The sequence below is a fragment of the Dactylosporangium salmoneum genome (assembly GCF_039532525.1).
GTDB lineage: Bacteria > Actinomycetota > Actinomycetes > Mycobacteriales > Micromonosporaceae > Dactylosporangium > Dactylosporangium salmoneum.
In genome coordinates this window covers 18,204-44,717 of sequence record NZ_BAAARV010000124.1, presented here as the reverse complement: position 1 = coordinate 44,717, position 26,514 = coordinate 18,204, and the positions used below count along the sequence as shown (strand labels likewise).

The 26,514-nt window shown below is 73.1% G+C and carries 28 protein-coding genes; 5 read left to right on the top strand and 23 right to left on the bottom strand.

Annotated features, from left to right (window positions below):
• Positions 1-135: 135 nt before the first annotated feature.
• From ABD352_RS52280 to ABD352_RS52240, 9 genes are all read right to left on the bottom strand, one after another.
• Positions 136-705: a hypothetical protein gene (locus tag ABD352_RS52280; protein ID WP_344620153.1), complete on the bottom strand. Its 570-nt coding sequence runs from the start codon at positions 703-705 to the stop codon at positions 136-138.
• Positions 706-2,034: a DUF58 domain-containing protein gene (locus ABD352_RS52275; protein WP_344620152.1), complete on the bottom strand. Its 1,329-nt coding sequence runs from the start codon at positions 2,032-2,034 to the stop codon at positions 706-708.
• Positions 2,027-3,016: an AAA family ATPase gene (locus ABD352_RS52270; protein WP_344620151.1), complete on the bottom strand. Its 990-nt coding sequence runs from the start codon at positions 3,014-3,016 to the stop codon at positions 2,027-2,029. Before ABD352_RS52270 ends, ABD352_RS52275 begins: the two co-directional genes overlap by 8 nt.
• Positions 3,013-3,675, bottom strand: coding sequence for a hypothetical protein (locus ABD352_RS52265; protein ID WP_344620150.1), 663 nt, complete (start codon positions 3,673-3,675; stop codon positions 3,013-3,015). The genes ABD352_RS52270 and ABD352_RS52265 overlap by 4 nt, the downstream gene beginning before the upstream one ends.
• The gene (locus ABD352_RS52260; protein WP_344620149.1) at positions 3,665-4,414 is read right to left on the bottom strand and encodes a DUF4129 domain-containing protein; all 750 of its coding nucleotides are present in this window, start codon (positions 4,412-4,414) and stop codon (positions 3,665-3,667) included. Before ABD352_RS52260 ends, ABD352_RS52265 begins: the two co-directional genes overlap by 11 nt.
• 9 nt (positions 4,415-4,423) lie before the next feature.
• Positions 4,424-5,146: a uracil-DNA glycosylase gene (locus ABD352_RS52255; RefSeq protein WP_425553974.1), complete on the bottom strand. Its 723-nt coding sequence runs from the start codon at positions 5,144-5,146 to the stop codon at positions 4,424-4,426.
• A complete protein-coding gene (locus tag ABD352_RS52250; protein ID WP_344620147.1) occupies positions 5,127-6,026 on the bottom strand; it encodes a DUF1700 domain-containing protein in 900 nt (299 codons plus the stop codon). The genes ABD352_RS52255 and ABD352_RS52250 overlap by 20 nt, the downstream gene beginning before the upstream one ends.
• Positions 6,023-6,349 (bottom strand): PadR family transcriptional regulator, encoded by a 327-nt coding sequence (locus ABD352_RS52245; protein ID WP_344620146.1) that lies wholly within the window; start codon positions 6,347-6,349, stop codon positions 6,023-6,025. The genes ABD352_RS52250 and ABD352_RS52245 overlap by 4 nt, the downstream gene beginning before the upstream one ends.
• Positions 6,350-6,460: 111 nt before the next feature.
• Positions 6,461-7,087: an LppU/SCO3897 family protein gene (locus ABD352_RS52240; RefSeq protein WP_344620145.1), complete on the bottom strand. Its 627-nt coding sequence runs from the start codon at positions 7,085-7,087 to the stop codon at positions 6,461-6,463.
• Between the two features lie 158 nt (positions 7,088-7,245).
• On the opposite strand from ABD352_RS52240, the gene ABD352_RS52235 reads away from it, so the two are divergent.
• On the top strand, positions 7,246-7,668 hold the full coding sequence (locus ABD352_RS52235) for a hypothetical protein (RefSeq protein ID WP_344620144.1): 423 nt from the start codon (positions 7,246-7,248) through the stop codon (positions 7,666-7,668).
• Between the two features lie 31 nt (positions 7,669-7,699).
• On the opposite strand, the gene ABD352_RS52230 is transcribed toward ABD352_RS52235, so the two are convergent.
• Together ABD352_RS52230 and ABD352_RS52225 are read right to left on the bottom strand one after the other, a co-directional pair.
• Entirely contained in the window at positions 7,700-8,602 is a 903-nt protein-coding gene (locus ABD352_RS52230) for a Ppx/GppA phosphatase family protein (protein WP_344620228.1), read from the bottom strand.
• Positions 8,603-8,621: 19 nt separating this feature from the next.
• A complete protein-coding gene (locus ABD352_RS52225; protein WP_344620143.1) occupies positions 8,622-9,125 on the bottom strand; it encodes an amino-acid N-acetyltransferase in 504 nt (167 codons plus the stop codon).
• A 54-nt stretch (positions 9,126-9,179) separates the two neighbouring features.
• On the opposite strand from ABD352_RS52225, the gene ABD352_RS52220 reads away from it, so the two are divergent.
• Both ABD352_RS52220 and ABD352_RS52215 read left to right on the top strand, forming a co-directional pair.
• Complete coding sequence (locus ABD352_RS52220) at positions 9,180-9,644, top strand: cellulose binding domain-containing protein (RefSeq protein WP_344620227.1); 465 nt, start codon at positions 9,180-9,182, stop codon at positions 9,642-9,644.
• Between the two features lie 37 nt (positions 9,645-9,681).
• Positions 9,682-10,626 carry a phosphotransferase gene (locus tag ABD352_RS52215; protein ID WP_344620142.1) on the top strand — a complete coding sequence of 315 codons (945 nt, stop codon included), beginning with the start codon at positions 9,682-9,684 and terminating at the stop codon, positions 10,624-10,626.
• Here ABD352_RS52215 and ABD352_RS52210 read toward each other — a convergent pair.
• From ABD352_RS52210 to pdxR, 5 genes are all read right to left on the bottom strand, one after another.
• Positions 10,603-11,121, bottom strand: a complete 519-nt coding sequence (locus ABD352_RS52210; protein ID WP_344620141.1) for a DUF501 domain-containing protein — start codon at positions 11,119-11,121, stop codon at positions 10,603-10,605. The genes ABD352_RS52215 and ABD352_RS52210 overlap by 24 nt on opposite strands.
• The gene (locus ABD352_RS52205; RefSeq protein WP_344620140.1) at positions 11,118-11,549 is read right to left on the bottom strand and encodes an FtsB family cell division protein; all 432 of its coding nucleotides are present in this window, start codon (positions 11,547-11,549) and stop codon (positions 11,118-11,120) included. Before ABD352_RS52205 ends, ABD352_RS52210 begins: the two co-directional genes overlap by 4 nt.
• A gap of 160 nt (positions 11,550-11,709) precedes the next feature.
• Positions 11,710-12,987 carry a phosphopyruvate hydratase gene (gene eno, locus ABD352_RS52200; protein ID WP_344620139.1) on the bottom strand — a complete coding sequence of 426 codons (1,278 nt, stop codon included), beginning with the start codon at positions 12,985-12,987 and terminating at the stop codon, positions 11,710-11,712.
• Positions 12,988-13,080: 93 nt separating this feature from the next.
• The gene (locus tag ABD352_RS52195; RefSeq protein WP_344620138.1) at positions 13,081-14,667 is read right to left on the bottom strand and encodes a DUF885 domain-containing protein; all 1,587 of its coding nucleotides are present in this window, start codon (positions 14,665-14,667) and stop codon (positions 13,081-13,083) included.
• 79 nt (positions 14,668-14,746) lie between these two features.
• Positions 14,747-16,117: a MocR-like pyridoxine biosynthesis transcription factor PdxR gene (pdxR, locus tag ABD352_RS52190; protein WP_344620137.1), complete on the bottom strand. Its 1,371-nt coding sequence runs from the start codon at positions 16,115-16,117 to the stop codon at positions 14,747-14,749.
• 69 nt (positions 16,118-16,186) lie between these two features.
• Here pdxR and ABD352_RS52185 point away from each other — a divergent pair, with 69 nt between their 5' ends.
• Together ABD352_RS52185 and ABD352_RS52180 are read left to right on the top strand one after the other, a co-directional pair.
• Positions 16,187-17,158 (top strand): DMT family transporter, encoded by a 972-nt coding sequence (locus ABD352_RS52185; protein ID WP_344620136.1) that lies wholly within the window; start codon positions 16,187-16,189, stop codon positions 17,156-17,158.
• Positions 17,044-17,832, top strand: a complete 789-nt coding sequence (locus ABD352_RS52180; RefSeq protein WP_344620135.1) for a patatin-like phospholipase family protein — start codon at positions 17,044-17,046, stop codon at positions 17,830-17,832. The genes ABD352_RS52185 and ABD352_RS52180 overlap by 115 nt, the downstream gene beginning before the upstream one ends.
• Here ABD352_RS52180 and ABD352_RS52175 read toward each other — a convergent pair.
• From ABD352_RS52175 to ABD352_RS52145, 7 genes are read right to left on the bottom strand one after another with little or no spacing between them, the layout of a single operon-like run.
• The gene (locus tag ABD352_RS52175; RefSeq protein WP_344620134.1) at positions 17,818-18,870 is read right to left on the bottom strand and encodes a glycoside hydrolase family 26 protein; all 1,053 of its coding nucleotides are present in this window, start codon (positions 18,868-18,870) and stop codon (positions 17,818-17,820) included. The genes ABD352_RS52180 and ABD352_RS52175 overlap by 15 nt on opposite strands.
• Before the next feature lie 17 nt (positions 18,871-18,887).
• Positions 18,888-19,634 carry a class I SAM-dependent methyltransferase gene (locus ABD352_RS52170; RefSeq protein ID WP_344620133.1) on the bottom strand — a complete coding sequence of 249 codons (747 nt, stop codon included), beginning with the start codon at positions 19,632-19,634 and terminating at the stop codon, positions 18,888-18,890.
• Positions 19,635-19,661: 27 nt separating this feature from the next.
• Positions 19,662-21,137 carry a lipopolysaccharide biosynthesis protein gene (locus ABD352_RS52165; RefSeq protein ID WP_344620132.1) on the bottom strand — a complete coding sequence of 492 codons (1,476 nt, stop codon included), beginning with the start codon at positions 21,135-21,137 and terminating at the stop codon, positions 19,662-19,664.
• Entirely contained in the window at positions 21,134-22,006 is an 873-nt protein-coding gene (locus ABD352_RS52160; RefSeq protein WP_344620131.1) for a sulfotransferase domain-containing protein, read from the bottom strand. Before ABD352_RS52160 ends, ABD352_RS52165 begins: the two co-directional genes overlap by 4 nt.
• A 3-nt stretch (positions 22,007-22,009) precedes the next feature.
• Positions 22,010-23,218 (bottom strand): hypothetical protein, encoded by a 1,209-nt coding sequence (locus tag ABD352_RS52155; RefSeq protein WP_344620130.1) that lies wholly within the window; start codon positions 23,216-23,218, stop codon positions 22,010-22,012.
• Positions 23,215-24,585: an O-antigen ligase family protein gene (locus tag ABD352_RS52150; protein ID WP_344620129.1), complete on the bottom strand. Its 1,371-nt coding sequence runs from the start codon at positions 24,583-24,585 to the stop codon at positions 23,215-23,217. The genes ABD352_RS52155 and ABD352_RS52150 overlap by 4 nt, the downstream gene beginning before the upstream one ends.
• Positions 24,582-26,429, bottom strand: a complete 1,848-nt coding sequence (locus ABD352_RS52145; RefSeq protein ID WP_344620128.1) for a Wzz/FepE/Etk N-terminal domain-containing protein — start codon at positions 26,427-26,429, stop codon at positions 24,582-24,584. Before ABD352_RS52145 ends, ABD352_RS52150 begins: the two co-directional genes overlap by 4 nt.
• Positions 26,430-26,514: the final 85 nt, after the last annotated feature.

Sequence of the window (26,514 nt, the reverse complement as noted above, 5' to 3'; positions counted from 1 at the left end):
GACACCAACGCTAGCCACGCGAACCCCGCCTGATCAGTCAGGCGGGGGACATGTAATGAGCGTTACCAGGGCTGTAACGGCCGCCACAGCCACCGACGCCCGTCGATAAACGGCCGGGAACATCCGGGCCAACGCTCAGGCGCGGCGGGCTATCAGATAGGCCAACGCGCCGGCCGCCACGACGCCGACCAGCGATGCGACGAGGAACACAGGCCCGATGGCCAGCTTGACCACCAGCAGGAGCGCCACGCTCACGACCGCGCTGGCCGCGACGATGCCACCGGCCCGCAGCAGCCAGCCGACCAGCACGCCCGGGGAGAGCACGGCGTCGTACGGCAGCACCGCGGCCAGGGCGGCGAGGGAGTGCATGAGGTACAGCGTCGTGGACAGCGCCACCAGCCGGACCACGGCGACCGGCTCGCCGTAGATCAGCGTGCCGATCAGCCAGCCGAAGACGCAGGCGAACACGGCCAGGCCGACCATCCGGGTGCGCGGGAAGGCGGCCGGCAGCAGCGCGACCACCCCGGCGATGCCGATGGCGGCGACGTTGTGCAGGACGTCGGAGGGGAAGGCGAGCACCATGCTGAGCACGGCGAACACGGCCACGCCGGCCCGCACCAGCAGGGGGCCGGCCGAGGCGCGCTCGACCAGGTCGCGGGCGTGGCCGATGCGGCCGAAGAAGTATTCCTGCAGTTCCTCGAACATTTACGTGGTCACCGTCCGGCCCACCGCCACCCGGGCCACGCCCTGCAGCACCTCGTCGAGGCTGCCCGCGCCGCCCCAGGCCACCACGGGCACCCCGTGCTCGCGCAGCTGGCCGATGATCGCCTCGCGCTCCAGCCGCCACATCCGCTGCGCGACGTCGCCCCACTTGCCCGTGGCGCGCACCCGCAGTACCGGATCCGCGAGGGTGTCCACCGCCACCACGAACCGCCCGGCGCGGGCCAGGTTGGCCAGCATGGCCGCCGACCGCACGTCCAGCAGCGGCGTGAGCACCATCACCAGCGCGTTGGCCTGGACCATGTGCGGGCCGAACGACGACGGCGGGGGCTCGTCGTCGTGCTCGCCGGGCGCCACATCCAGCAGGAACTCCAGGGCCGTCATGTAGTGCCGCCGGCCGCTCGCCGCGCGCAGGTGGCGCACGGTGCCGCCGTACTGCAGCAGCGCCACCCGGTCGCCCCGGTGCAGGTAGTGCTCGGCGATGCCGGCCGCGGCCCGCACGGTGATGTCGAGCACCGAGGCCCGCCCGTCGATGCCGCCGGAGCGCCCGGCCTCGTGCAGCGCGTCGAGCAGCACGACGACCTCGGCGTCGCGGTCGGACAGCGTGCTCACCACGTGGATCTCGCGGGAGCGCAGCGAGACCCGCCAGTCGATGCGCCGCAGCCGGTCGCCCGGGCCGAAGCGGCGCACCCCGGCCAGTTCGCCGCCCTCGCCGGTGCGCCGGGAGCGGTGCCCGCCGACGTGCCCGGCCGCGCGGGGCATCGCCTCGGCCGCGTCGAAGTGCTCGGTCGCCGGGTAGGCCTTGAGCGGCAGCGGCGGCGTCTGCACGGGCCGGCTGATGAGCAGCCCGTCGGCGGCGATCGCGTGCGCGGTCACCGGCCCGAGCGGGTGCCGGCCCCAGCGCAGGATCCGGCCCTCCAGGTCGACGCCGGCGAGGGTGCCGGCCTCGACGTTGACCGCGTAGGGGCGGTCGGTGTGGCGCAGGCGGACCCACCGCGGCACCACCGCGCGCACCACGACCAGGTCGAAGCCGGTCGGGTTGGGGTTGCCCAGGTTGACGGTGACGCCGAGGTCGTTGCCCTCGACGAGGAACGGCTCGGCCGCGGTGACCTCGACCACGGGCACCCGGCGCGGCCGGCGGACCAGCGAGATCGCGGTGCCGATCGCGAACGGCGTGGCCAGCACGACGAGGTCGTACCGCCCGATGAGCACGGCGACGAAGACGAGCACCCCGACGACCAGCACGGCCCGGCCGAGCGCCCGGGTCGGCTCGAACGCCCGGGCGTGGGATCGGGGTGCGCCCCGCTCAGCCACGCCTTCCGCCGTACGTGGGCATCGCGCCGCTGGCCGGGGCCGGGGTCTGGGCGAGCACCTCGCCCACCACCGAACGCGGGTCGATGCGCTTGAGCCACATCTCCGGCCGCAGCGAGATGCGGTGGGCCAGCGCCGGGACCGCGACCGCCTTGACGTCCTCCGGCACCACATAGTCGCGCCCGCTGAGCGCGGCCGAGGCCCGGGACAGCAGCAGCAGCGCGAGCGAGCCGCGGGGCGAGGCGCCGACCAGCACGTGCGGGTGGACCCGGGTGGCCGCGGTGAGCGAGACGATGTACCGCCCGATGGAGTCCTCCACCATGACGTCCTCGAGCGCCCCCTGCATGGCCAGCAGGGTCTCGGAGTCGACGACCGGCTCGAGGTTGGCCTCCTCCTGCCGGCGCGACATCCGGCGGCGCAGCACGTCCCACTCCTCGTCGGCCTCCGGGTAACCGAACGACACCCGCAGCAGGAACCGGTCGAGCTGGGCCTCCGGGAGCGGGTACGTCCCCTCGTACTCGATCGGGTTGGCCGTGGCGAGCACGTGGAACGGGGCGTCCAGCCGGTAGGTCGCCCCCTCGACGGACACCTGCCGCTCCTGCATCGCCTCCAGCAGCGCCGACTGCGTCTTCGGCGGCGTGCGGTTGATCTCGTCGGCCAGCAGCAGGTTGGTGAAGACCGGGCCGGCCCGGAACGTGAACTCGTGGTTGCGCTGGTCGTAGAGGAACGACCCGGTGACGTCGGCCGGCAGCAGGTCCGGGGTGAACTGCAGCCGCCGGAAGCCGATGCCCAGCGCCTGGGCGAACGAGCGCGCGGTCAGCGTCTTGCCCAGGCCCGGCAGGTCCTCCAGCAGCACGTGGCCGCCGGCCAGGATGCCGGCCAGGACCAGCTCGAGGGAGTCGCGCTTGCCGACGACCACCGTGCCGACCTGGTCCAGGACCACCTTGGCGATCCGGCCCACCTCGGCCGGTGCGAGCGTCTTCATAGCGCCTCCACCTTTGCGACGATCGATGCTAAGTCCTGCGGGCTGGGCACGCGGGACGGCGTGTAATGCAGCAGTTGCCAGAGCTCCTCGCCGACCAGCTGGCGGGCCTGCTCGGGGGCCGTGGCCAGGGTGATGCCGTGCCGCTCGCGCAGCCGGGCATCGACGAGGTCGGTGAAGCGCGGTACGACCAGTGCGGCGAACCGGCCGGGGTCGCGCTCGCCCCACACGAGGCGGTCGTTCCACTTGGCCACGGCCAGCAGGATGCCGTCGCCGGCGGGGACGGCGTCGCGCAGCTCGCGGCGGGTCGGCCGGTCGTCGCGCGCCGCCGCGCCTTCCTTCGGCGGGTGCACCGGCCGCAGCCCGGCGCCGGTCACCGCGGGCGGCAGCAGGTCGGCGTGCACCTGCGCGAGCGCCTCCCGCATGACCTGGATGGCCACGATCGACAGGAGCACGAGGGGGTACGACACGGAGTAGCCGGCCACGTACAGCACCCCGCACCCGACCGAGGTCAGGGCGACGGCGATGAAGAGCCGGCGGATCCACCAGCGGGTGTCGAAGGGCCGCGACGGCCGGCGGGCCGGTCGGGCGTCGGGCCGCGGGGCCGAGCGCCCGGTGTCGAACAGCTCGTCGAGGCCGACCACCTGTTCCTCACGAGGCACCGGGGACACCCCCCTGCATCGCCCGGCCGACGCCGGACAGCTCGGCGCGGATCTGGCGCAGGGCGGCGATCGCGTCGTGCCGCGACCGCTCGCCGACGGGGTGGGTGGCGTAGCGGGCCTCGCGGTACACGTCGGCGAACCCCTCCAGCGTCGGGCGGCTCACCTGGTGGGCCGAGAGCAGGCGGGTGACCAGCTCGGTCGGGCTGTCGCCGACCAGGCGGGGCGTGCCGGCGGCCGCGGCGGCGCGCTCCAGGCGCACCCAGCACGCGATGACCGCCTTGCGCGGGTCGGCGTCGGTGTCGGTGAGCTCGACCAGGCCGGCCTCGACGGCGGCCATGACCTCCTCGCCCGCGGCCGCGGTCATGGGCTTGGGCTGCTCGGGCTCGACGAAGAGCCGCGGCTTCTGCTTCGGGACGCGGTTGCGGACCAGGTAGTAGACCAGGGTGCCGACCAGGACCGCGATCAGCACGGCGCAGAGGGCAGCCGCGCCGTACGTGACCCAGGACGGCAGCGCGAAGGAGTCCCCGGCGTCGGCGGGCGGCGGCTCGGTGAACAGGTCGATCTGGCTCGTCGGCGCGCTGGTCGGCGTCGGCCCGGGCGTGTTCTGGTCGGGCATCGGCACGTTGGTGATCTCGGGCGAGGACATCGCGGCGGCGGCCGCCCCGACGGCGAGCACGGCCACGACGCCCAGCACCGGCAACCAGCGGTTGAAGGTGCGGTCCGTGGCCCTCACTGGCATCCCGTCGCTCTACGAAAGCCCGGCGAGCTCCTTCGCCCGGGCGAAAACCTCGTCCAGCATTCCTGGCGTGAGCCGACCGGTAAAGGTGTTCTGCTGGCTCACGTGGTAACAACCGAGCAACGCGGGGGCGTCGTCGGCCCGCCACAACGTGCCGTGACCGAAAGGCACCTTCCGCGCCGGTGCTACACCGTAGACGGCCCGCAGTGCGGGCCAGAAGGCGGCCCACGCGAACGCGCCGAGCGCCACCACGACCCGCAGGTCGGGGACGAGCTCGCGCATCTCGCGGTGCAGGAAGGGGGCGCAGTTGTCGCGCTCGACCGGGGTGGGCTTGTTGTCCGGCGGGGCGCAGCGCACCGCGGAGAAGATCCGGACGCCGCGCAGCGTGAGACCGTCGTCGCGGGACGTGCTGGTCGGCTGGCTGGCCAGGCCGGCCCGGTGCAGGGCGGCGAAGAGCACGTCACCGGAGCGGTCGCCGGTGAAGATCCGGCCGGTGCGGTTGCCGCCGTGGGCGGCCGGGGCCAGCCCGAGGATGGCGATGGGCGCCCGGTGCGGGCCGAAGCCGGGCACCGGGCGCCCCCAGTACTCCTCGTCGCGGAATGCCGCCCGCTTGGTCGCCGCGACCTCCTCCCGCCACGCCACCAGGCGGGGGCAGCGGCGGCACACGGTGATCTCGGCGTCGAGCCGGTCGAGGGCGTCTCCCACCCGTCGAACGTTAGCCGGACGCCGACGCAGACGGCGCGACCGATGCCGATGGCGCGACGGACGCCGACGGCGCGACCGAGGGCGACGGCTGAGCCGACGCCGACGGGGAGGGCGGCGCGCTGGTCTGCGACCGCACGGAGGGCCGCACGCACATCGGATAGGTCGGGGTCTGCGGCGGCTCCTGGCCGTTCGCCGCGCAGCGCCAGGGGTCGCCCAGCACGATCGGGTTGCCGTTCTGGTCCAGCAGCGTGACGCCCTCCAGGGGCTTGCCGTCCTGGTCGATCGGGTAGACGTCGGTGACGGAGGTGTACGGGTTGGAGACGTCGTAGTAGGCCCCCGGCGAGTAGACCGTGTCGCCCCGCACGGCGATGCCCAGGAAGCCGACCGCGGCCAGGAAGGCCAGGCCCCAGAGGACCGGGCGCGGCAGGTGGGGGCGGCCGGTGACGCCGAGGCGGATCGAGAGCACCGCGGCGGCCGCCACGAGCACCCAGCCGAGCGGGTCGTCGAAGCGGTCGGCCGGCAGGATGTCCAGCGCGAAGACCAGCGCGACCAGGCCCACGCCCCGGGCGATCCACCAGGCCGGGCGCAGCAGCCGCAGGAAGTCCGTGGACTTCTCGTAGCCCAGGATCTTGCCCGCGCGCTCGTCGAGCCGGTGCAGCCGGCTCAGGTCGACCCGGGGCAGGACGAAGCCGCGGCGCTGGTCGCTCAGGCCGGCGGCGGCCCGCAACTCGGCGGCGTAGTCGGCCGGCGGGCCGAGGCGCTCGACGAGGGAGCCGCCCTGCTCCTCGAGGACCTCGGCGAAGTGGGCCGGCAGGTCCTCCATGATGTCGTCGCGCACGTCGGGCGGCAGGTCGGACAGCGCCGCCGCGACCCGCTCGAGGTAGTAGTCGATCTCCACCGTCGTCTTCATGCCGTCTGCTCTCCGACCAGGCCGTTCATCGTCTGCGCGAAGCCGCGCCACACCTTGCCGGACGCGTCGAGCTGGGCCCGGCCGGCGGCGTTGAGCGCGTAGTACTTGCGGTGCGGTCCCGACTCGCTCGGGACCACGTAGGTGGTGAGCGCGCCGGCCTGGAAGAGCCGGCGGAGGGTGCCGTAGACCGAGGCGTCGCCGACGTCGTCGAGGCCGGCCGAGCGCAGTCTCCGGAGGATGTCGTACCCGTAGCCGTCCTCGTCCCGCAGTACCGCCAGGACGGCGAGGTCGAGCACCCCCTTCAGCAGCTGGGTGGTGTCCACGCCAAGCAGAGTAGTGTGCAATGCACAGTAGTATCAAGCGCGGAACACCCGGACATGCAAAAGGGCGGCCCGCCTCGCAGAGGCGGACCGCCCGGAGCTTATTGCTGGGACCTACTTGGCGTCGTCGAGGCAGAGGGCGTCGCCACTCGCCTCGTTGGTGCCCTGCCACAGCACGTACTTGGCGTCCGAGAAGTCGTTGCAGACGGTCGCCTCGTCCTTGAGCGCCTCAGCCTGGGCCACGCCGTTCTTGATGCCCACGACCTTGTACTTCGCGGTCGCGTCGTCGCACTTGACGATCTTGACGCTGACGCTCTTGGAGGCCGAGTCCGTGATCGAGTCGCCGGCCAGGCAGTCGCCGACCTTGGCGTTGGACGGGTCGCTGTTCACGCTGTCGACGATCTTGTTCCACGAGTCCTTCGCGAAGAAGAACATGCCGCCGCAGCAGACGAGGGCCAGCACGACGATGACGCCGAGGATGATCAGGATGATCTTGCCGGCACTGCTCTTCTTCGGGGGCGGCGGCGGGGCGCCGAACGGCACACCGGGCGCACCCATCGGGGCACCGTACGCCGGCTGCTGGTCGTAGGGGTTGCCCGACGTCGGCTGGCCGTAGGGGTTGCCCGACGTCGGCTGGCCGTAGGGGGCGCCCGACGGCTGGCCGTACGGGGGCTGGTCACCGCCGTAACCCCCGCCACCGGGAGGCGGGTAGCTGCCGGGCGGCGGGTACTGGTCAGACATCTGTTTCCTTCCGGGGGTATGCCGCAAAGATCACCCTAACGGGCCAAAAGGCGGTTGAGCTTGGAAAACCGACTCTCCCGACCCATGGAACCGGCTCACGATAGCGGTAGAGCGCCAATATGCGCACCACTGTGCGTGCTCGTATTACGGTGTGCGCCGTGACCGATCTCTTGAAACGACTCGCCGCGGGCCCCGGCGTGTATCGCGGACGCGGCGACGGACTGGAGTCCGGCCCCTTCGTCGCCCGCATCAAGGTGACCTCCGTGGTGCGCGGGAACGCGATCACCCTCGACTACGAGGCGGTCAGCGACAGCAAGGGACTGCAACACGTCGAGCACACCATCCTCACGGCGAGTGAGGCCGGACGGCTCGAACTGCACGTCACCTGCCTGGAACTGCCCGGTGTGACCCGATTCGTGCAGAGTGAGCCCGGGGTGTTCAACGCCTACGAGGGCGCGCTGCCCGCAAAGATCATCATCACTATGCCGAGCGACGGTGTGCTCACGTACGGGTGGTGGTGGTCGCGCGACGACGCCGAGCCGCGGGAGCAGTCCCGCGCGGAGGTCCGCCGGACGGGCTGACCTGCTCTGACGTGAATCCGACAGGTGCCGGTCAGGCCAGGGAAAGTGCGATTCCGTCGAGAATGTCCGACTCGGAGGCGATGACCGAATCGGCGCCGGAGCGCTCCACGATGATCCGCAGGATCAGCGCGCCCGCGCCGATGACGTCCGCGCGCCCGGGGTGCATGACCGGGTGCTCGAGGCGCTTCGCGGCACTCTCGGCAAGCAGGCCGGCCGTCACCTTGGCGACGTCGGCGGCGGTGATCGTCGAGCGGTGGATGCGCTTCGGGTCGTACTCCGGCAGCCCCAACGCCAGCGCGGCCACCGTCGTCACCGATCCGGCCAGCCCGACCAGCGTCCGCGCCCGGGTGCCGTCCACGGCGGCGAGGGCCATGTCCACGGCCGCGGTGATGTCCGCCTCGGCCGCCGCCACCTGATCCGGCGTCGGCGGGTCGGCCCGCAGGTGCCGCTCGGTCATCCGCACGCACCCGATGTCGACGCTGATCGCGGCGTCGACCTCCGCGGAGCCGACCACGAACTCGGTCGAGCCGCCGCCGATGTCCACCACCAGGAAGGGCGCCTCGGCGGTGAGGCCGCGCACGGCGCCGGCGAAGGACAGCCGGGCCTCCTCGTCGCCGGTGATCACCTCGGGCACGAAGCCCAGGGTGTCGAACACCATGGCCCGGAAGTCGGCGGCGTTCTCGGCGTCGCGGGAGGCGCTGGTGGCCACCATGCGGGCCGCGTCGACGCCGGCCTCGGCGATGTCCTTGGCGTACTCCGCGAGGGCGACGCGGGTCCGCTCGATCGCCGCCGGGGCCAGCCGGCCGGTCTGGTCGACGCCCTCCCCCAGCCGGACGATGCGCATCTGGCGCGTCACGTCACTCATCCCGGAATCATCGGAGATGTCCGAGATGAGGAGCCGCACGGAGTTGGTGCCGCAGTCGATCGCCGCCACTCGCTTCACGGTCGCCAGCCTACAAATGCAACAGCATCCGGTGGTTGCCGAGGGTGTTCGGCTTGACCCGCTCCAGGTCGAGGAACTCGGCCACGCCCTCGTCGTAGGAGCGCAGCAGCTCCTCGTACACCGGGTGGGTGACCGGCGTGCCGTCGATCGGCACGAAGCCGAACGAGGAGAAGAACCTCGTCTCGAAGGTCAGCACGAAGACCCGGCGCACTCCGATCTCGCGCGCCGCGTCGAGCAGCTCGGCGACGATCCGGTGGCCGATCTTGTGGCCGCGCAGCAGCGGGTCGACCGCGACCGTGCGCACCTCGGCGAGGTCCTCCCACATGACGTGCAGGGCGCCACAGCCGACGATGGCGCCGTCGCTGTCGCGCTGGGCGACCCAGAACTCCTGGACCGCCTCGTAGAGCGCCACGGTGGGCTTGGACAGCAGCCGGCGGTCGGCGACGTACATCGCCACGAGCCGCCGGATCCCCCGCACGTCGGCGGTTCGCGCCCGCCGAACGGTTACCTCCATGGTCGTAAGGGTAGTGGCGCGCGGATGTGGCATCTGACACGCGACCGGGTGCTGATGATCACCGCTGCGGTGATGACGGTGGTGGCCGGCACGATGACGGTCCTGTACCTGACCAAGGGCAGCAATTCGCCCAATCCGATAAGCCCGGTGGCGCGCGCCAGCGGGCCGCCGCCGAAGAGTGCGGCACCGAGCGACCCGGCGACGGCCAAGCCCGGCACCGTGAAGGCGGCCTACGCGGTGCGCAGCAAGTGGAAGGACGGCTTCAACGCCGAGGTGACCGTGACCAACCTGGGCAGCCAGCCGCTGATGGGCTGGATGGTGCAGCTCGACCTGCCCAAGACCGTCGACGTCACCTCGACCTGGGGAGCTACGACGCAGGTGTTGCCGGGCCGGCTGATCATGCGGTCCCAGGCGTACAACACCTATCTCGAGGCGGGCGGGGCGATCAGGATGGGCTTCGAGGCCAAGGGAGACGCGGCCCAGCCCACGAGCTGCTCGGTGAACGGCTCGCCCTGCTGACCCCGTAGACGTTGTTGCATTGACGTACCTTGTCGGAGTGTTGACGCCACCCGCTGGGCTTTCCGAGGACGCGCTCGGGGCGATGTTCGCGAAGGACTGGGGCATCCCGGTCAAGTCGCTGACGTACCGTCCCGTCGGTTTCGGCAGTCACCACTGGGAGCTCCTGGACACCTCGGGCTCCCGGTGGTTCGTCAACGTCGACGAGCCGGCCGACCCCGCCAAGCTGGACGCTTCGCTGCGCGTCGCGGCCGACCTCTACGCCACCGGCCACACGTTCGTGGTCGCCCCCGTGCCCACCCTGGCCGGGACGGCCACCCTGCGCAGCGGGCCGTTCACGATCGCCGTCTATCCGTTCGTCGAGGGCGGGAGCTTCGAGTGGAACGCGTTCGCCGGGCCGGCACACCGGCAGGCGACGTTGGACATGATCCTCCGGCTGCACACCGCGCCGCCGGTCGCGCGCCGGCACGCCCGGGTGGACGACTTCGCGGTGCCGCACCGCGACGAGGTCGAGGCCGCCCTGCGCCGCCCCGGCGCCGACTGCGGCCCCTACTCGGTGCCCGCCGCCGACCTGCTTGCCGAGCACCGCCGGCCGCTGGAGCGGGTGCTGGCCCGCTACGACGAGCTGGTCCTGCAGAGCCGCGGCGAGCCGGTGCGGGCCGTGCTCACCCACGGCGAGCCGCACTCGGGCAACACGATGCGCACCCCGACCGGGTGGCGGCTCATCGACTGGGACACCGTGCTGCTCTCGCCGCCGGAGCGCGACCTGTGGCTGATCGAGCCGGGCGACGGGTCGATCTTCGCCGCCTACGCCGAGGCGACCGGCGTGCTGGTCCGCCCGTCCACGATCATGCTCTTCCAGCTGCGGTGGGCGCTGGCCGACATCGCGGTCGAGGTGCGCCGTTTCCGCCGCCCGCACACCGGCACCCAGGACGAGGCCGAGGGCTGGGAGATCCTGCGGTCAGTCGTCACCAGCATCGAGTGAGACGCACGGGCCGTTCTTCCACCACTCGCCGGCCTTGGCCAGGGTCTCGTCGCCGAACGGGTTGACGCCGGGACCGACGGCCAGCGCGTGGCCGAGGTGGACGTGCAGGCACTTGACCCGGGTCGGCATGCCGCCGGCCGACACGCCGTCGATCTCGTCGACGTGCCCGACCGCCTCGCGCCGGCGCAGGTAGTCCTCGTGGGCGGCCAGGTACTGCGCGGCCAGCTCCGGGTCCTCGGCCAGCCGGGCGCCCATCTCGCGCATGAGGCCGCTGGACTCGAGGCGGCTGCACTCGCTCACCGCGCGGGGGCAGGTCAGGTAGAACAGCGTCGGGAAGGGCGTGCCGTCGGGCAGCCGCGGGGTGGTCTCCACGACATCCGGCAAGCCACAGGGGCAGCGGTGGGCGACCGCGCGGGTGCCCCTGGGGGTGCGGCCGAGCTGGGCCGCGACCACCGCCAGGTCCTCGTCGGTGGCCTTCGGGAACTCGTCACTCACTGCTTGTCCGCCGCCTCGACGCTCGACCACAACTTGCCGTACCAGGGCCGGGGCGGCTTCGGGGCGCCCGGCAGCTCCGCGGGGTCGGTCTCCGGCCTGTTGGCCGGGTCGACCACCACGTAGGGCTTCTCGCCGGGCAGGACCATGTGCAGCCGCTGCCTGGCCTGGGAGATCACGTACTCCGGGTCGTCCCACTTCTTGGCCCGGGCCTGCATGTCGGCGACCTTCACGGCCTGCTTCTGCTGGCTCGCCTCCATCGCCTCGATCTCGGCCTGCTGGGCGAGGTAGACCCGAACCGGATAGGCGTAGGCGAGCAGGAGCACCAGCAGGACCAGCCCGAGCACGACGGCCCGGCTGGTGAAGCGGCGCGGCTGGGGAGCGCGGGTGCGCATGGCGGCGCCGCCGGTGGACACCACGCGGCGGGCCACCGTGGGACGGGAGGGCGCGCGGCCTGCCCCGGCGCGACCGCGCGGTGCGGAACCCCTTCCGCCCGGACGACCCGGCCTAGAGCGCTGCTGCATGCCCTCCCCCAAGGTTTGCGCCCCTGCGGCCCGAGCGTTTGCCCGGGCCGCAGGGGATCAAAAACGGTTAACGGTACCGCGGGAAGGCCCCGCGCCCGGCGTAGCGCGCCGCGTCGTCGAGCTCGTCCTCGATGCGCAGCAGCTGGTTGTACTTCGCCACCCGCTCGGAACGGGCCGGCGCGCCGGTCTTGATCTGGCCGGTGCCCAGGGCGACGGCCAGGTCGGCGATCGTGGTGTCCTCGGTCTCGCCCGAGCGGTGGCTCATCATCGTGCGGAACCCGGCCCGGTGGGCCAGGTCGACGGCGTCGAGCGTCTCGGTGAGCGAGCCGATCTGGTTCACCTTCACCAGCACCGCGTTGGCGGTCTGGGTGGCGATGCCGCGGGCGATGCGCTGCGGGTTGGTGACGAACAGGTCGTCGCCGACGATCTGGATGCGCGAGCCGAGCGCGTCGGTCATCGCCTTCCAGCCGTCCCAGTCCTCCTCCGACAGCGGGTCCTCGATGGACACGATCGGGTAGGAGTCCACGAGCTGCGTGTAGTACGCGATCATCTCGTCGGAGGACTTGCTGCCGCCCTCGAAGGCGTAGGCGCCGTCCTTGAAGAACTCGGTCGCGGCCACGTCGAGCGCGAGCACGACGTCGCTGCCCAGCGAGTAGCCGGCCTTCTCCACGGCCTCGGCGATCAGGTCGAGCGCGGCCGCGTTGCTCGGCAGGCTCGGGGCGAAGCCGCCCTCGTCGCCGAGGCCGGTGGCCAGGCCCTTCTTCTTCAGCACCGACTTGAGCGTGTGGTACACCTCGGCGCCGGTGCGCAGCGCCTCGCGGAAGGTCGGGGCGCCGATCGGCGCGATCATGAACTCCTGGACGTCCACGTTGGAGTCCGCGTGCGCGCCGCCGTTGAGGATGTTCATCATCGGCACCGGCAGCACGTGGGCGTTGGGCCCGCCCAGGTACTTGAACAGGCTCAGCCCGGCCGAGTCCGCGGCGGCCTTGGCCACCGCGAGCGAGACGCCGAGGATCGCGTTGGCGCCCAGCCCGGACTTCTCCGGGGTGCCGTCGAGGTCGAGCATGGCCTGGTCGACCAGGCGCTGCTCGGTCGCGTCGAAGCCGCGCACGGCCTCGGCGATGCGCTCGTTGACGTTCTCGACCGCCTTCTCGACGCCCTTGCCCAGGTAACGCTTGCTGTCGCCGTCGCGCAGCTCGTTGGCCTCGAAGGCGCCGGTGGAGGCGCCCGAGGGCACCGCCGCCCGGGCCATGGTGCCGTCGTCGAGGACGACCTCGACCTCAACCGTCGGGTTGCCCCGCGAGTCGAGGATCTCCCGCGCGCCGATTGCTTCGATAGTGGCCACTGTCGTGTCACTCCTTGCAGAAAAAAGTTTGGTCGGCCGCCACGGTGCGGCACCCCAGAGCCTATCGCCCGAGCGGATCTTGCTAGCCCCGGGCTAAAGATCCAGCAGCGTGCGCAGGTGGCGCGGGGGCGGCGAGCCGTGGGCCAGCATCCGGTCGTGCCAGTCGCGGAGCGTGACGTTCGCCGGGCGTTCATCGGCGATCTGCCGGACCTCGGTGTAGCCCACGAAGTACGTCGAGAGCTGCGTCGAGCTCAGCAGCGCCCGCCGCCACTTGCCGGCCGCCTCGCCCTCCTCCTGGAAGCCGCGCTCCATCATGAGCGCCATCGCCTCCTCCTCGGTCATCCCGTCGCAGTGCACCCGCTGGTCGATGATCGCGTTGATACTCATCCGCAGCTGCATCTTGAGCTGCTGCAGGCGTACCGGGAGCCCACCGAACCCACGCTCGGCCATGAGCTCCTCGGCGTAGACCGCCCAGCCCTCCACGAACGGCCCCGACCACCCGATCGCCCGGGCCCGCGTGCGCCCGCGGAACCGCCTTGCGTGGGCGAGCTGCAGGAAGTGCCCCGGCGTCGCCTCGTGCACGGTCAGGTCGCGCACCATGTGGCTGTTGTACTCGCGGTAGAACGACGCCACCCGCTCCTGCGGCCAGTCCGACGGGGTGGGCGAGATGCAGAAGAACGTCGGCAGCTCGGCCTTCTCCAGCAGGCCGGGCGGGTCGCAGTAGGCCACCGCCACCCCGCGCGCGAACTCCGGCATCTCCATGATCACCAGCGGGTCGTCGATGAGCGACACCAGGTCGTGCTCGCGCACGAAGGCCGTGGCCTCGTCCAGCGACACCTTGGCCAGCTCGACGATCGTGTCGTTGTCCGGCACGTCCTGCGCCGCCATGGCCAGCGCCTCCCGGGCGGGCCGGCCGGACAGCTCCTCCAGCTCCGCGCTCACCCGCTCGAGGTTGGCCTCGGCCCGCTCGAGCACGGTCCGCGCCGGCAGCTCGGTGTCCAGCGTGTGCCACAGCCGGGCCTCCCACAGCCGCCGCCCGAGCCGCGGGTCCCGGTCGGCCTTGTCCAGCCGTCCGCGCAGCCACTCGCCGAACGCGTCCAGCTCGGCCGCCGCCCGCTCCTGCGCCGGCGCCACGACCTCGGCCAGGCCGGGCGCCTCCTTGAACAGCTCCCCGAGCTCCTCGCGGACCAGCCGCGCCGTGCCGGCGAACTGTCCGATGGCGGTCTCGACGTGCACCCGCGGCGAGTCGGCCAGCACCTCCCGCGCGGTCGCCAGCGCATCGGGAACCTTGGACAGCCGGGCCGCGATCGAGACCAGCCGCTCCTCGGCCGGCGCGAAGGGCCGCGAGATCAGCCCGTGCAGCAGCGTGCCGGGGTTGTGCACGAGCGGGTTCCACTCGTGCTCGCGAATCTCGGTCCGCTCGAACAGCATCCGCTCGACCCGGGCGAGCAGCACGGCGTGGTCGATCTGGTCCTGGACGTCGAGCTCGTCGACGTCGACCTGGGTGAGCGCGGCGGAGGCGTCGCGCAGCATGTCGACGTCCGCCGCCACCCCCTCGGGGGAGTAGTCCGGCAGCCGGTCGTCGAACCGGTGATCACCCGCTCCGGCGGCGAGCCCGGGCGCACACTCGAGCAGCGCGTCGGCGATGTGCTCGGCCAGTGGCACGAAGTCCTGCGACATCCCTCGACGTTATCGCCTGCGCCTCCGAGTGCCGCGCTCCCCCGCGGTTACCACCCTCACCTCCGCGGCCGGCCGCCCGTCAGACCAGGGACGCCAGGGTGCGCACGGCCGTCGTGAGCTCGTGCGGCGTGTGCGCGGCGTAGCCCAGGACCAGGCCGCAGGGGCCGCCGGGGCGCATGCGCAGCGTCGAGAGGGCCAGGGGACCCAGGCCGGCGGCCGTGGCCCGCTCGGCCAGCGCCAGGTCGTCCACGCCCGGCGGGAGCTCGATCACCAGGTGCAGGCCCGCGGCGATGCCGCCGATCCGGGCGCGCGGCAGGTGGCGGCGCAGGGCCGCGACCACGGCGTCGCGGCGCTCGCGATGCAGGCGGCGGGCGCGGCGCAGGTGGCGGTCGTAGCCGCCGCCGGCCAGGAACTCCGCGAAGGCCAGCTGCTGCAGCGCCGGGCCGCCGTTGTCCGCGTCGTGCTTGGCCGCGCACAGGTCGGGCTCCCAGGTCGGCGGGGCGGCGAGCCAGCCCAGGCGCAGGCCGGGGGCCAGGACCTTGCTCACCGAGCCGACCAGGGCGACCCGGTCGGGGGCCAGGCCCTGCAGGCAGGCGACCGGCTCGCGGTCGTAGCGGTACTCGGCGTCGTAGTCGTCCTCCACCACCAGGCCGTCCACGCGCCGCGCCCAGGCGATCACCTCGGCGCGGCGGCCGGGCGCCAGGACCACGCCGGTCGGGAACTGGTGGGCGGGGGTCAGGACCACGGCCCGGGCGCGGCTGCGGGACAGGGCCCTGACGTCCAGGCCGTCGGCGTCCACCGGGACCGGCACCACGTCCAGGCCCAGCCGCAGCAGGTGCTCGCGCACCGCGGCCGGGCCGGGGTCCTCCAGGGCGATCCGGCGGGTGCCCCGGGCCAGCAGCACGCGGGCCAGCAGCGCCAGGCCCTGGGTGACGCCGGCGGTGACGATCAGGCCGTCCGGCGCGACCAGCGCGGCCCGCACCCGGCCGAGGTAACCCGCCAGCTCGGTGCGCAGGCGTGGCACCCCGGTCGCGTCGCCGTAGTCGAAGTCGGCGTCCAGGGCGCTGGTCAGGGCCGTCTCGTAGGCGCGGCGCCAGGCCGTGCGCGGGAAGGCGCCCAGGTCGGGCACGCCGGGGCGCAGGGGTGCGACGGTGGCCGGGCGCGCCGTGGCCTCGCCGCGCTGGCGGGGCAGGGCCGCGGCCACCTCGGCCACGACCGTGCCGGAGCCGCGGCGGCTCACCAGGCGGCCCTCGGCGGTGAGCTGCTCGTAGGCGCCGACCACCAGGCCGCGGGACACCCCCAGGTCGGCGGCCAGGTCGCGGGTGGAGGGCAGCCGGGTGCCGGGCGCGAGGCGGCCGCGGGTGATGGCCTCGCGAAGCGCGCCGACGAGCTGGTCGCCGACGCGCGGCCGGGTCCGGTCGAGCTCGACCAATGCCTCCCAAACCGACAAGGTGGCCCCCTAAAAGCAGCTCCCGGTGGCACTGTAGCGTGGACCACTGCCGCTCGTAAGTTGCTGAGCATGACCCGGCGCTATGCCCTCTACTGCGTGCTGACCTGCGCGATTCTCGGTTGCTCCTTCACCGTGAGCCGGTCGATCGTCGACTATCCGATCCTCACCGGCCAGGCCCTTCGCTACTGCCTCGCCGCCGTCGCCCTGTTCGCGCTCGCGCGGCGGCAGAAGCCCCGGATTCACCCGTCCGGGCGAGAGCTGGTGCGGCTGGGGCTGGTCGCGGCGACCGGGCTGGTGCTGTTCAACGTCCTGCTGCTCTTCGCGCTGCGGCACGCCGACCCCGCGGTCATCGGCACCATCGTCGGGGTCAGCCCGCTGCTGCTGGCGCTGCTCGGGCCGCTGCAGGAGCGCCGCCGGCCCGAGCAGCGGCTGCCGCTGGCCGCGGCGGTGGTCGTCGGCGGCGCGGTGCTCGTGCAGCACAACCAGGGCGAGCACGACGCCGCAGGGCTGCTGGCGGCGGTCGGGGTGCTGTGCTGCGAGGCCGCGTTCTCGCTGCTCGCGGCGCCCCTGCTGCCCCGCCTCGGCGCCGTGCGGGTGTCGGCGTGGAGCACGGCTCTCGCCGTACCGATGCTGCTCCTGGCCCTTCCCCTGACCGGGGAGCGGCCACGGGTGCCGTCGGGCGGGGAGGCCGCCGCCATCGCCTTTCTCGGGCTGGTCCTGACCGTGGTCGCGTTCGTGTTCTGGTACACCGGCGTGGCGAAGCTGGGCGTGGACCGCGCCGGGGTCTACCTGGCCCTGGTCCCGGTGTTCGCACTGGTCACGACCGCCCTCGTGGACCGGGCGGCGCCCGATGCGCTCAAGGTGTGCGGGGTCCTGCTGGTCGGCGCCGGGCTGGCGTTGACGGCGGCGCGTGTTAAGCAGGATGAATGGAAAGCTCCGCGCTCGTCCTCGGCGCCGGCGGGATCACCGGCGTCGCCTGGCAACTCGGCATCCTCGTCGGGCTCGCTGACCAAGGCGTCGACCTCGGGCAGGCCGACCTGATTCTCGGCACCTCGGCCGGCGCGATGACCGGCGCGCTCGTCGCGGCCTTCCGCGACCCGCGGGTCGCCGCCGCCATCGAGGCGCCGCTCGGGCCCGGCGACCCTCCGCTGAAGGCCGACTGGGACCGCGGGCCCATCGCGTTCGGGCTGCTGCAGGACGAGACCCTGGATCCCGCGGAGATGCGGCGGCGGATCGGGGCGCTCGCGCTGGAGGCCGAGGTCGGGCCGCCGGAGCCGTGGCTCGAGGCGTTCGCGCGCCGCCTGCCGGTCGAGGGGTGGCCCCGGCCGCTGGTGGTCACCGCGGTGGACGCCGCGACCGGGGAGCCCGTGGCCTGGGATGCCGATTCAGGTGTACCGCTGGTGCCCGCCGTGACGGCCAGCTGCGCCGTCCCGTGCATTTTCCCGCCGATCCCGGTCGACGGGTCGCGGTACATGGACGGGGGCGTGCGCTCGCGCACCAACGCCGACCTGGCCGCCGGGCACGACACCGTGTACGTCCTGGCCCCGCGCATGCCGCTGATGCAGCGCGAGGCGCTGACCGACCCGACGGTCACGCTCATCGAGCCCGACGACGAGGCCATGGACGCGATCGGCGGCAACGTCTTCGACGCCGGGCGCTGGGAGCAGGTGATGGCGGCGGCCGAGCGGCAGGGCCGAGGCCTACGGCTTCAGTGAGGCCATCGGCTTGTAGTAGGCGTCCTGCGCCAGCGAGGAGCGGAACGTGCCGAACACGACCGGGTCGTCGGAGACCAGGAACTGGTTCGTCGGGCCCTTGTTGTCGAGGGGGTCCGACTCGAAGTACAGCACGGCCCTGATCTGCGAATTGGCCTTGAACGTCCGGGAGGCGTCGGCGAGCCAGGACGCCCGCTGCTGGGTGCCCCAGCTGCGGGCGATGCCGAACTCGCCGACCATCACCGGCTTGCTCGGGTGCTCGGCGCAGAACTCGAGGAACGGCCGCATGAGGTCGCCGATGCTGCCGTACTTCGGGCCGGCGTACACGTCGACGCAGGTCCAGTCGACGGCGTCGTCGCCGGGGTAGAAGTCGGCCGCGTAGCCGCCCCGGAAGCCCTCGGCCGTCGGGCACCACACCCAGGAGGCGTTGGTGGCGCCCTCCTGCTGGAAGATATTGCGCACGTACTTCCACGCCGCGATGTAGTCCGCCCCCGACCACATCTGGGCGCGCAGGTTCGGGCGGTCCATCTCCCAGCGGTACCGCAGCAGCACCGGATGGCCGAATGCCTTGAGCTCCCGGGCCCGCTGCCGGATCAGGTCGTCGTAGCGGCCCATGGTGATCAGGCGGGTGTCGCCGCCGGCCCACGACAGCATCAGCGTGCTGCCGCGGGCCACGAACTGGCGGTCGGAGTCGTTGATGAAGTTCTCGTCGAAGCGGCGGTACGTGTTGACGATCGCCATCTTGCGGCCCAGCGAGTGCTCCCAGTCGGTCATCGCGGTGACCCGGCCCGACTCGGTGAGGCGCTCCGGGCGGACCCACGCGCCGAGGTACGAGCCGTGCTTCGGCGGCGTCACGGGGCCCGCCGCGAACGGCCCGCCGGACGTGGCGATGGACGGCGGCGCCCCACTGTCCACGATGGACGACGGGGTCGCGGTCGGCGGCACGGCGCGATGGCCGCTCTGCAACACCGTCCAGGTGACCGCCCCGGCGGCCGCGACGACCGCGACCACCAAGGCGACCGTCAACACGATCCGCTTCATGCACTACTCCCCAAAAGCTATTTCGGGATGCGCCTTGCTACATAGAGAACGTCGGTGGCGACCCCGGAGAGACGGCGCGAGCGAGTGGCGAGGTCGTCCGCCCGCCGGGCCATCGGGCGCAGCCACTCACGCCGATACGCCCCGGCCGGGAACACCGCGAAGCCGCGCCGGTCGATGACCTCGAAGCCGTGCCGGGCCAGCAGCTGCTCGACCTCGGCGTGCTGCAGCTCGGCGAACCACTGGTTGCCGCGGTGCTGCCGGTGCCGCAGGTGGCGAAGCGACGAGCGGTTGCCGTGGTTCTCCACGACCAGCAGCCCCGAGTCCGCCTCCGGCAGGATGCGGGCGGCGAAGGCGATCGCCCGGTCGCGCACGTCCTTCGGGGCGTTGAGCAGCAACCGGAAGACCGTCACGAGGGCCGGGCCCTCCACGGTGGCCGGCTCCGGCACCGGCCCGTCCTCGCCCACCTGGTGCAGCTTGGCGTAGACGCCGGCCTCCCGGGCCTTGGCCAGCATCTGCTCCGAGGAGTCGTACCCGTGCGCCGCCCGCACCACGCCGTGCAGCAGCTTGATCGCCCGCCCGGTCCCGCAGGCGAAGTCGTGCTGGATCGGCCGCCGGGCGGTGAACTCGCGCCGCACCAGCCGGCGCAGGAACGCCCGCTGCCGCCCGCTGACCGCCGTGGCGTAGGTCTCCGGCGCGTACACGACCCGCTCGTACTTGTCGACCGCCGCCTCCGACTGGAAGACCTCCGCGTAGTCAGTCCTCAATTTCGTTCCCCCCATGCGCTCAGTGCGTCATCTTTTGCCGTGCACGAGTACTTCTCTGAACCGCACCGCCGCGTAGCAGTACACGGCGGCGCCCGCCCCGGTGGCGGCGATCTGGACGAGCAGCCCGGGATGCAGCGGCCACAGCAGCAGCTGGGGCACCGCGAAGCAGGCGGTCGCCATGGCGCAGGCGAGCAGGGTCGCCCGGCCGAAGGGATGCAGCCCGAGCCCGCGTACCACCTGGGCGAGCGGGACAAGGTTGTTCACGAGGACCGCGGCCGCGAGGCCGATGGATGCACCGAACGCGCCGCTGCGGGGGATCAGCAGCGCGTCGACGCCGAGCATGACGAGCAGCGCCAGCGCGACGTTGAAGAGGTTCCACCAGGTGCGCCCGGCCATGGCGAGCACGATGTCGACCATCCCGCAGGCGGTCGCGACCAGCATCGCCGCGGCCAGCACCCGCACCACGCCCACGCCGCCGGCGTAGTGCTCGCCGAAGACGCTGAGGTAGAGCGGGGCGTAGGTGAAGACGAGGAGGTACATCGGCCAGCAGCACAGCACCACCCAGGCGGTGGACTGGCGGTACAGCAGGTTGGCCCCGGCGGTGTCGCGCACCGCGAGCCGCTCGGCCAGGCGGGGCTGGACGGACTGGGAGACGCCCTGGTTGACGAACTGGCCGAGGATGACGAACCGGCCGGCTACCGCGTACATGGCGGCAGGGGCCAGTCCGGCCAGCGACGCGACCATGAGCACGTCGATCCGCTGCAGCGCCATCTGCGCGAAGCTGGCCACGGCTCGTGGGGCGGTGAAGCCCCAGAAGCGCCTCGGCGTGAAGTCGGACGTGTCCGTTTTCTCAACGTTCAATCGGCTTTTCAGGGACCTGAGGGCATACCCCGCCAGCAGCGCCGTCGGCACGTAGGGCAGCGCCCACAGGGCGGCGAAGACCTGCTCGCCCCAGCCCGCGGCCCACACCAGCGCGAGGAGCGCGAGCTGCGCGGCCGGGCGCATGACGCGGTCCAGCAGCACGGAGGGCCGCATCGCGCGCAGGCCACGGGTGGTCGACAGCAGCACGTCGGTGAACGCCGCCGCGGGCAGGAACAGCGCCAGCGCCCGGGTCAGGTCGGGCCGCCCCGGCACCAGCTCCGGCGCGACGAAGAGCCCGGCCGCGAGGAACGCGCAGACGAGGGCCACCGGCAGCAGCGCCACCCGCAGGCACTCGGCGAACCGGGACAGGTCGCCGACCGCGCGCATCCGGGCCGGCCAGTAGACCAGGGACGTCTGCAGGCCGAGCTTGGCCACGGTGACGCCGAGGCCGAAGGTGGCCGTGGCCGCGAAGAAGGCGCCCGCCGCGTGCGGGTCGAGGGCCCGCGCCGCGAGCCACGTCACCCCGACCCCGGCCACGCCGGTGCAGGCCGTGCCGATCAGGTTGGCGATCCCGCCGCGGGCCGCACCGCGCAGCATTCCGCCGGGCGACTCGACCGCGGGCCGCTCCAGCGTCGTGGTCACGAAGTCATCCAGGAGGGCCGGTAGCCCAGCCAGGCGGCGAGCCGCTCGTCGTAGGGGGCGTAGTGCTCGGCCAGCCGCGAGGCGATCGAGTCGTCGAGGCGGTTGCGGGGCCGCGCGTTGTGCCGCTCGAAGGGCGGGTAGGAGTTCACGTGCGGCAGGCCGAGGAAGTCCACGACGGCGTCGTAGACCGGCTCCGGGTTGGTGAAGAACTCGGAGCTGTCCACCACGTGCACCCGGTCGCGGCCGAGCAGCCGGGCCATCGGCTCGAGGTACTCGATGTACTCGCCGCGGGCCCGGTAGGCGTGGTGCTGGTGGGCGAAGCTGTAGGCGTGCGGGTCGGCCAGCAGCCGGTCCCGCTGGCCCTCCAGCCGGGCCTCCTCCAGCTCCAGGGCGCGGCCGAAGTCGACCTCGGGCTCGAAGCCGCGGGCGACCTCGTGGGCGTGCTGGGAGTAGGCCCGCTCGACGGGGTCGCGGACCAGCACCACGAGCCGCACGCCGGGCAGGTCGGCGGCGATGCGGGCCAGGGCGTGCGGGTGGTACATGTAGTACGGGCTGGACTCGAACGTCTGCGCGGGCACCCCGAACTCGGCGCGGACCCGCTCGGCCCGCCGCTGCAGGGGGAAGTGGCCGCGGTACCAGCGCAGCCCGTGGTGGTAGCCGACGTCGAAGTAGTGCACGCCCTTGTGCAGCACCGCCTTGATGACGGCGGGGTGCGCGGCCAGGGCGCGGTAGAGCGACGTGGTGCCGCACCGCTGCCCGCCGCAGATGAGGAACGAGGGCAGCATCCGCCGGCTCGCGGTGAGCTGACCGTAGTTACGGGATCCGAAGTGGACGATGCGCTTCATCGTCTCGGGCACCTGCACTGCCATGGGTTACAGCGCCTCCACTCGCGCGACGAGGACGGGCAGCAGCCAGCTGCCGAGCACGCCCAGCCGGGCGCCGGCCTCCGCCTGCCGGTCGGTGACGTACCGGGTGGCCAGGTCGATGAGGTACAGCAGCGCGGTCACTCCGACCGCCTGGCGGTGCACCACCCCGAAGGGCAGCAGCAGGTCGGGGGCGGCCGCGACGAGCTCGTTGACCGCCTGGCCGGCCGAGGGCGAGCGGCCGATGCCCAGTTGCAGGGCGTGGTGCAGGGCGTCGAAGCCGATCGGCACGCCCGGGGTGAACCGCTCCCAGTCCCAGACCAGCACCGCGCCGGCGAGGCTCGCCATGTTCCACGGCGACCAGTCCCCGTGCCAGGACCCGAACTGCAGCTCGACGTCGCCGGCCACGCGGGCCACCCGGTCGGCCGCGGTGCGCAGGGCCGCGCCCTCGGCGTGGTCGGCGACGGCGGCCAGCCGGGCCCGCAGCCGGGCCCAGTAGCCGCTGCCGCCCAGCGTCCCGCGGCCCGTGCCGCAGCAGCGGGCCACCTCGAGCATCGCGGCGGACAGCCGCGGCGCGGTCAGCGGGGCCCGCGGCAGCCAGACCGGCAGCGCCGACTGGACCAGCACCTCGTGCTCGCCCCACTGCCCGGCGTGCAGCACCGAGGGCACCTGCACGGCGCTGAGCCCGGCCGAACCGACCGCGGCCAGCGCGTCGGCCTCGGCCCGCACCAGCGTGCGGGTCAGGGCCGAGGTGCCGAGCTTGGCGAAGGCCAGCGTGTTGCCGGCCGCGTCGAGCAGCTGCAGCACCGGCTTGCGGTTGGCCCGGGCGGGTCCGATGTGGACGCTCAGGCGCAGTCCGGTGCCGAGGGCGCGGGCGAGGTACGCGTCGATGGTGTCGGCGGCGGGGTGCAGCCGCAGCCGGTCGCGCAGCAGCAGGCCGGACAGGCCGGTGCGCAGTGCGGTGACGACGGCGTCGCGCTTGAGCCGGGCCAGCCGGGACTGCGGCTCGGCGTAGCGGCGCACCGCGGCCGCGGCCACCCGCCGGTCGTCGGCCGGCACGAGCAGGCGCGGCTTGCGGGCGTTGGGGATGACGAGGTACTCCACCGGCTGGTCCCCGGAGCCGGGGTACAGCAGGGCGAGGACCTCCTCGACGTACTGGGCCCGCAGCTGCTCGTCGTCGGCCCGCAGCTCGGCGGGCGCGGTCTTGATCGGGCTCATGACTGGCTGATTCCCCTCTGCTGGTTGCGCCACAGGACGGCGTAGGCCAGGAACGTCAGTGCCAGCGGGGTGACGAGCGAGTTGTACCAGAGCATCGCCGTGAAGCTGGACACGAGCGCGGCCCCGCCGGCCAGCCCCATCGGGGTGGCGTCCCGCCGGAACCGCCACAGGCCGAACAGGAAGAAGCCGAGGTACGTCGCCGTGCCGAGCAGCCCGTGTGCGTAGAGCAGCTGCCACAGCTGGCCGCCACCACCGATGGTGAAGTTGCCGCAGCGCGCGCAGTTCGCGCTCTCCCCGACCGCGATCGAGTTGCGCCCGCCGATGGTGTTGCGGGTGGAGCCGAAGCCGATGAACGGCGACTCCCACATGCCGTCGATGGCCTTCTGGGTGGTGTACATGCGCACGCCGTTGGACTTGCCGTGCTCCACCCGCGCGTTGACCACGTCGCCCAGCGGCGTCACCGCGAGCGCCACGGCCACCGTCACGGCGGCCACGGCGATCAGGCCGAGCGCGGCGAACTTCCCGCGCAGGGCCAGCCGCACGGCCACGTAGACGGCCATCGCGGCGAGGCCGATCCACAGCCCGCGGTTGAGGGAGTACACGATCGGCACCAGCGACACCAGCAGCGTCGCGACGGCGAAGACCTTGACCCAGCGCCGGCGCGTGAAGGCGAAGGCAGCGACCGCCAGCCAGCCGGCGAGCAGGCACACGTTGTTGCCCCAGGTGTTGGTGTACCCCCACGGGGCCCCCGGCCGCGGCGCCTCCCCGCCGAGCAGGTTCATCACCTGCGCCGCGGTCGGGTGCACCATCGACTGCACGAAGGCGTCGTGGCGCATGTGCCCGGGCAGCAGCAGCTCGAACGGCGCGGTGAACTCGAAGCGGGGCGCGGCCATGCCGAGCAGCCCGCCGGCCACGGTGATGACGAACAGCCAGCCGAGCAGCCGCACGAGCCGCTCCTGGGTGAGCACCCGCCGCTCGATGTTGCCCGCGTAGACCAGCAGGACGGTCAGCGCGGTGTAGCCGCCGAGGCGGAACGCGAAGGGCACCAGGCGGCTCTGCGCCGTGCCCGGGACCGTGCCGGCCGGGTCGGCGCCGAGCGTGAACAGCCCGAAGGCGACCACCGCGAGGAACATCAGCCAGAGCACGAACCCCGGCGGCAGCTTGACCACGTGCCCGGCCGCGCGGTGGCGGACCAGGGCCCACAGCATGGGCACGGCGGCCAGGAAGAAGATGAGCACGCCGAGACCGAGGGCCCACCACAGGGGGTACAGCAGCAGGATCCCGGTGAGCGGCCAGGCCCGGAGGCGATGGACCGGCCGCCGCGGGGGCGCCGCTTCGACGGAGGGGTGACTCGCGAGGGTTGTCATCGGCGCTTGTCAGCGCCGTTCTCGCTGGGCGCCTCGGCCTGGATGCGGGTGACCGAGATGGTCCGCGTCTGCCGCTTCGGCGGCTGGGCCGGCGGCTGTGCGGGCGCCACGGCCGGGGCTGGAGACGTCGGCACGGCAGGGGAGGTCCGGATCCGCTTGACGACCGGCTCCTCCTCCTTCTTCTTCACCTCCGGCTCCTTCGGCGGGAGCTTCTCCAGTACCGCGGTCATGTCATCGGCCGGCACCTGCGCGGAGGTCGCCGCGGCCTCGCGCTCGTCGCCGCCGCGCGGGGCGGCCAGGCGCGGCAGCACCACGGCGCCGAGCAGCGGGGTGCCGACCCGGCGCAGCTGGTCGGCGGCGTCGGCGATCTCGGTGTTGCGGGTGCGGCGCAGCTCGACCGCGACGATCGCCGCGTCGGCCAGCGCGGCCAGGCTCTGCGCGTCGGCGCTGGTGGCCGTGGAGGGCGCCTCGACCACCACGTAGGCGGCCCGCTCCCGCAGGGTGGCCAGGGTGTCGCGCAGCGCCTGCGACTGCAGCAGCCCGCCGGCGCTGGCGGTGCCGCCGGTGGTGACGACGCTGAGGTTGGGGTGCCGGGGCGCGCGCTGGGTGGCGCTGCTGAGCGAGAACCGGCCGGCCAGCACGTCGGACAGGCCCGGCACGGCCCGCACGCCGAGCATGCGGTGCACCGAGGCGGTGTCGACCAGGCTGTCGGGGAGGTGGGCGCAGACGAGCACGGTCTCGGCGCCGGTGCGGGCGAAGGCGGCGGCCAGGTTGGCCGCGACGACGGTCGAGGCGGCGCCGCGGCTGGCCCCGGCGACGACCACGACCTGGCCGGCCAGCGCCACGCGGGCGTCGCCGCCGGCCGGGGCCGGGATGCTCGCGAGCACCTCGTTGCGGAGCCGGTTGAAGATCCGCCCGCCGGCGCCGAAGGGGGCGAAGACGTCGTCGAGGCGCGGCTTGACCCGCCCCGGCACGCCGGCGAGCACGGCCACGTCGACCCGGCGGGGCAGGTCGGACGGGCGGCGCACGCGCTGGTCGAGCCGCTCGCGCAGCATGGCCGCGCCGACGCCGAGCAGCAGCCCGGCCATCGCGCCGCTGGCCAGGTTCAGCAGCCGGTTGGGCTTGACCGGGGACCGGGGCAGGTCGGCGTCGCGGGTGATCTTGCCGGCGCTGACGGTCGCGGTGAGCAGCTGGTTGAGCTGGCCGGCCAGGGTGTTGATCTGCGCCGTGGAGGTGCTGCGCTGGCTCTCCAGGTTGGGCCGGTTGGGGTCGTTCTGCTTGAGCGAGGCCAGCTTGTTGTTGATCTGGGTGAGCCCGGCGTTGAGCTGGTTGATCTTGTCGTTGAGGATCGCGATCCGGCCGGCCACGTCCGCCTTGGCCGACTCCTCGCGGTTGCGCAGGTAGGCCTCGGCGAACGCGTGCGAGCCGGCCTGGGCCTGCTGGGCCGTGTCGGCGGAGAACGTGATCAGCAGGAAGGTGGTGTTCGGCGGTACCTCCACCCGCACCTGGGCCGCGAGCGTGTCCGGCGGCGTGGTCGAGCGCATGAGCGCGGCGGCGTCGGTGGCGACGGTGGTCGAGGTGACCAGCTGGGCCTCGTTGTCGAGGTTGATGTCGCCCTTGGTGCGCCCGTTGGTGGAGTTGGCGTCCTGGCCGTTGCCGATCGGCGAGACGAGGACCGAGGTCGACGACTCGTACACCTTCGTCTGCGTGGTCGTGAACTGCACGGCGCCGGCCAGCCCGGCCAGCACGAGCGCGAGCACCAGCCACCAGTGGCGCCGGGCCATGCCGAGCAGATCGACACCTGGGGAGTCGGGTTCGGCGGAGTGCAGGCGATTGGCGTCCATGAAGCGGCGGCCCCTTCGGCGTCAGGTTCTCCAGCCTCTAACGCCGAGGGTCGCGCGGACGTAATGGGACATAGGCCCCCGTTCA

Coding starts and splice junctions, on each gene's coding strand:
- ABD352_RS52280 (WP_344620153.1), bottom strand. CDS start 705: ATGTTCGAGGAACTGCAGGAATACTTCTTCGGCCGCATCGGCCACGCC.
- ABD352_RS52240 (WP_344620145.1), bottom strand. CDS start 7,087: ATGTCTGACCAGTACCCGCCGCCCGGCAGCTACCCGCCTCCCGGTGGC.
- ABD352_RS52180 (WP_344620135.1), top strand. CDS start 17,044: ATGGAAAGCTCCGCGCTCGTCCTCGGCGCCGGCGGGATCACCGGCGTC.
- ABD352_RS52225 (WP_344620143.1), bottom strand. CDS start 9,125: ATGGAGGTAACCGTTCGGCGGGCGCGAACCGCCGACGTGCGGGGGATC.
- ABD352_RS52150 (WP_344620129.1), bottom strand. CDS start 24,585: ATGACAACCCTCGCGAGTCACCCCTCCGTCGAAGCGGCGCCCCCGCGG.
- ABD352_RS52185 (WP_344620136.1), top strand. CDS start 16,187: ATGACCCGGCGCTATGCCCTCTACTGCGTGCTGACCTGCGCGATTCTC.
- ABD352_RS52145 (WP_344620128.1), bottom strand. CDS start 26,429: ATGGACGCCAATCGCCTGCACTCCGCCGAACCCGACTCCCCAGGTGTC.
- ABD352_RS52260 (WP_344620149.1), bottom strand. CDS start 4,414: ATGCCAGTGAGGGCCACGGACCGCACCTTCAACCGCTGGTTGCCGGTG.
- ABD352_RS52160 (WP_344620131.1), bottom strand. CDS start 22,006: ATGGCAGTGCAGGTGCCCGAGACGATGAAGCGCATCGTCCACTTCGGA.
- ABD352_RS52175 (WP_344620134.1), bottom strand. CDS start 18,870: ATGAAGCGGATCGTGTTGACGGTCGCCTTGGTGGTCGCGGTCGTCGCG.
- ABD352_RS52220 (WP_344620227.1), top strand. CDS start 9,180: ATGATCACCGCTGCGGTGATGACGGTGGTGGCCGGCACGATGACGGTC.
- ABD352_RS52155 (WP_344620130.1), bottom strand. CDS start 23,218: ATGAGCCCGATCAAGACCGCGCCCGCCGAGCTGCGGGCCGACGACGAG.
- ABD352_RS52195 (WP_344620138.1), bottom strand. CDS start 14,667: ATGTCGCAGGACTTCGTGCCACTGGCCGAGCACATCGCCGACGCGCTG.
- ABD352_RS52270 (WP_344620151.1), bottom strand. CDS start 3,016: ATGAAGACGCTCGCACCGGCCGAGGTGGGCCGGATCGCCAAGGTGGTC.
- ABD352_RS52250 (WP_344620147.1), bottom strand. CDS start 6,026: ATGAAGACGACGGTGGAGATCGACTACTACCTCGAGCGGGTCGCGGCG.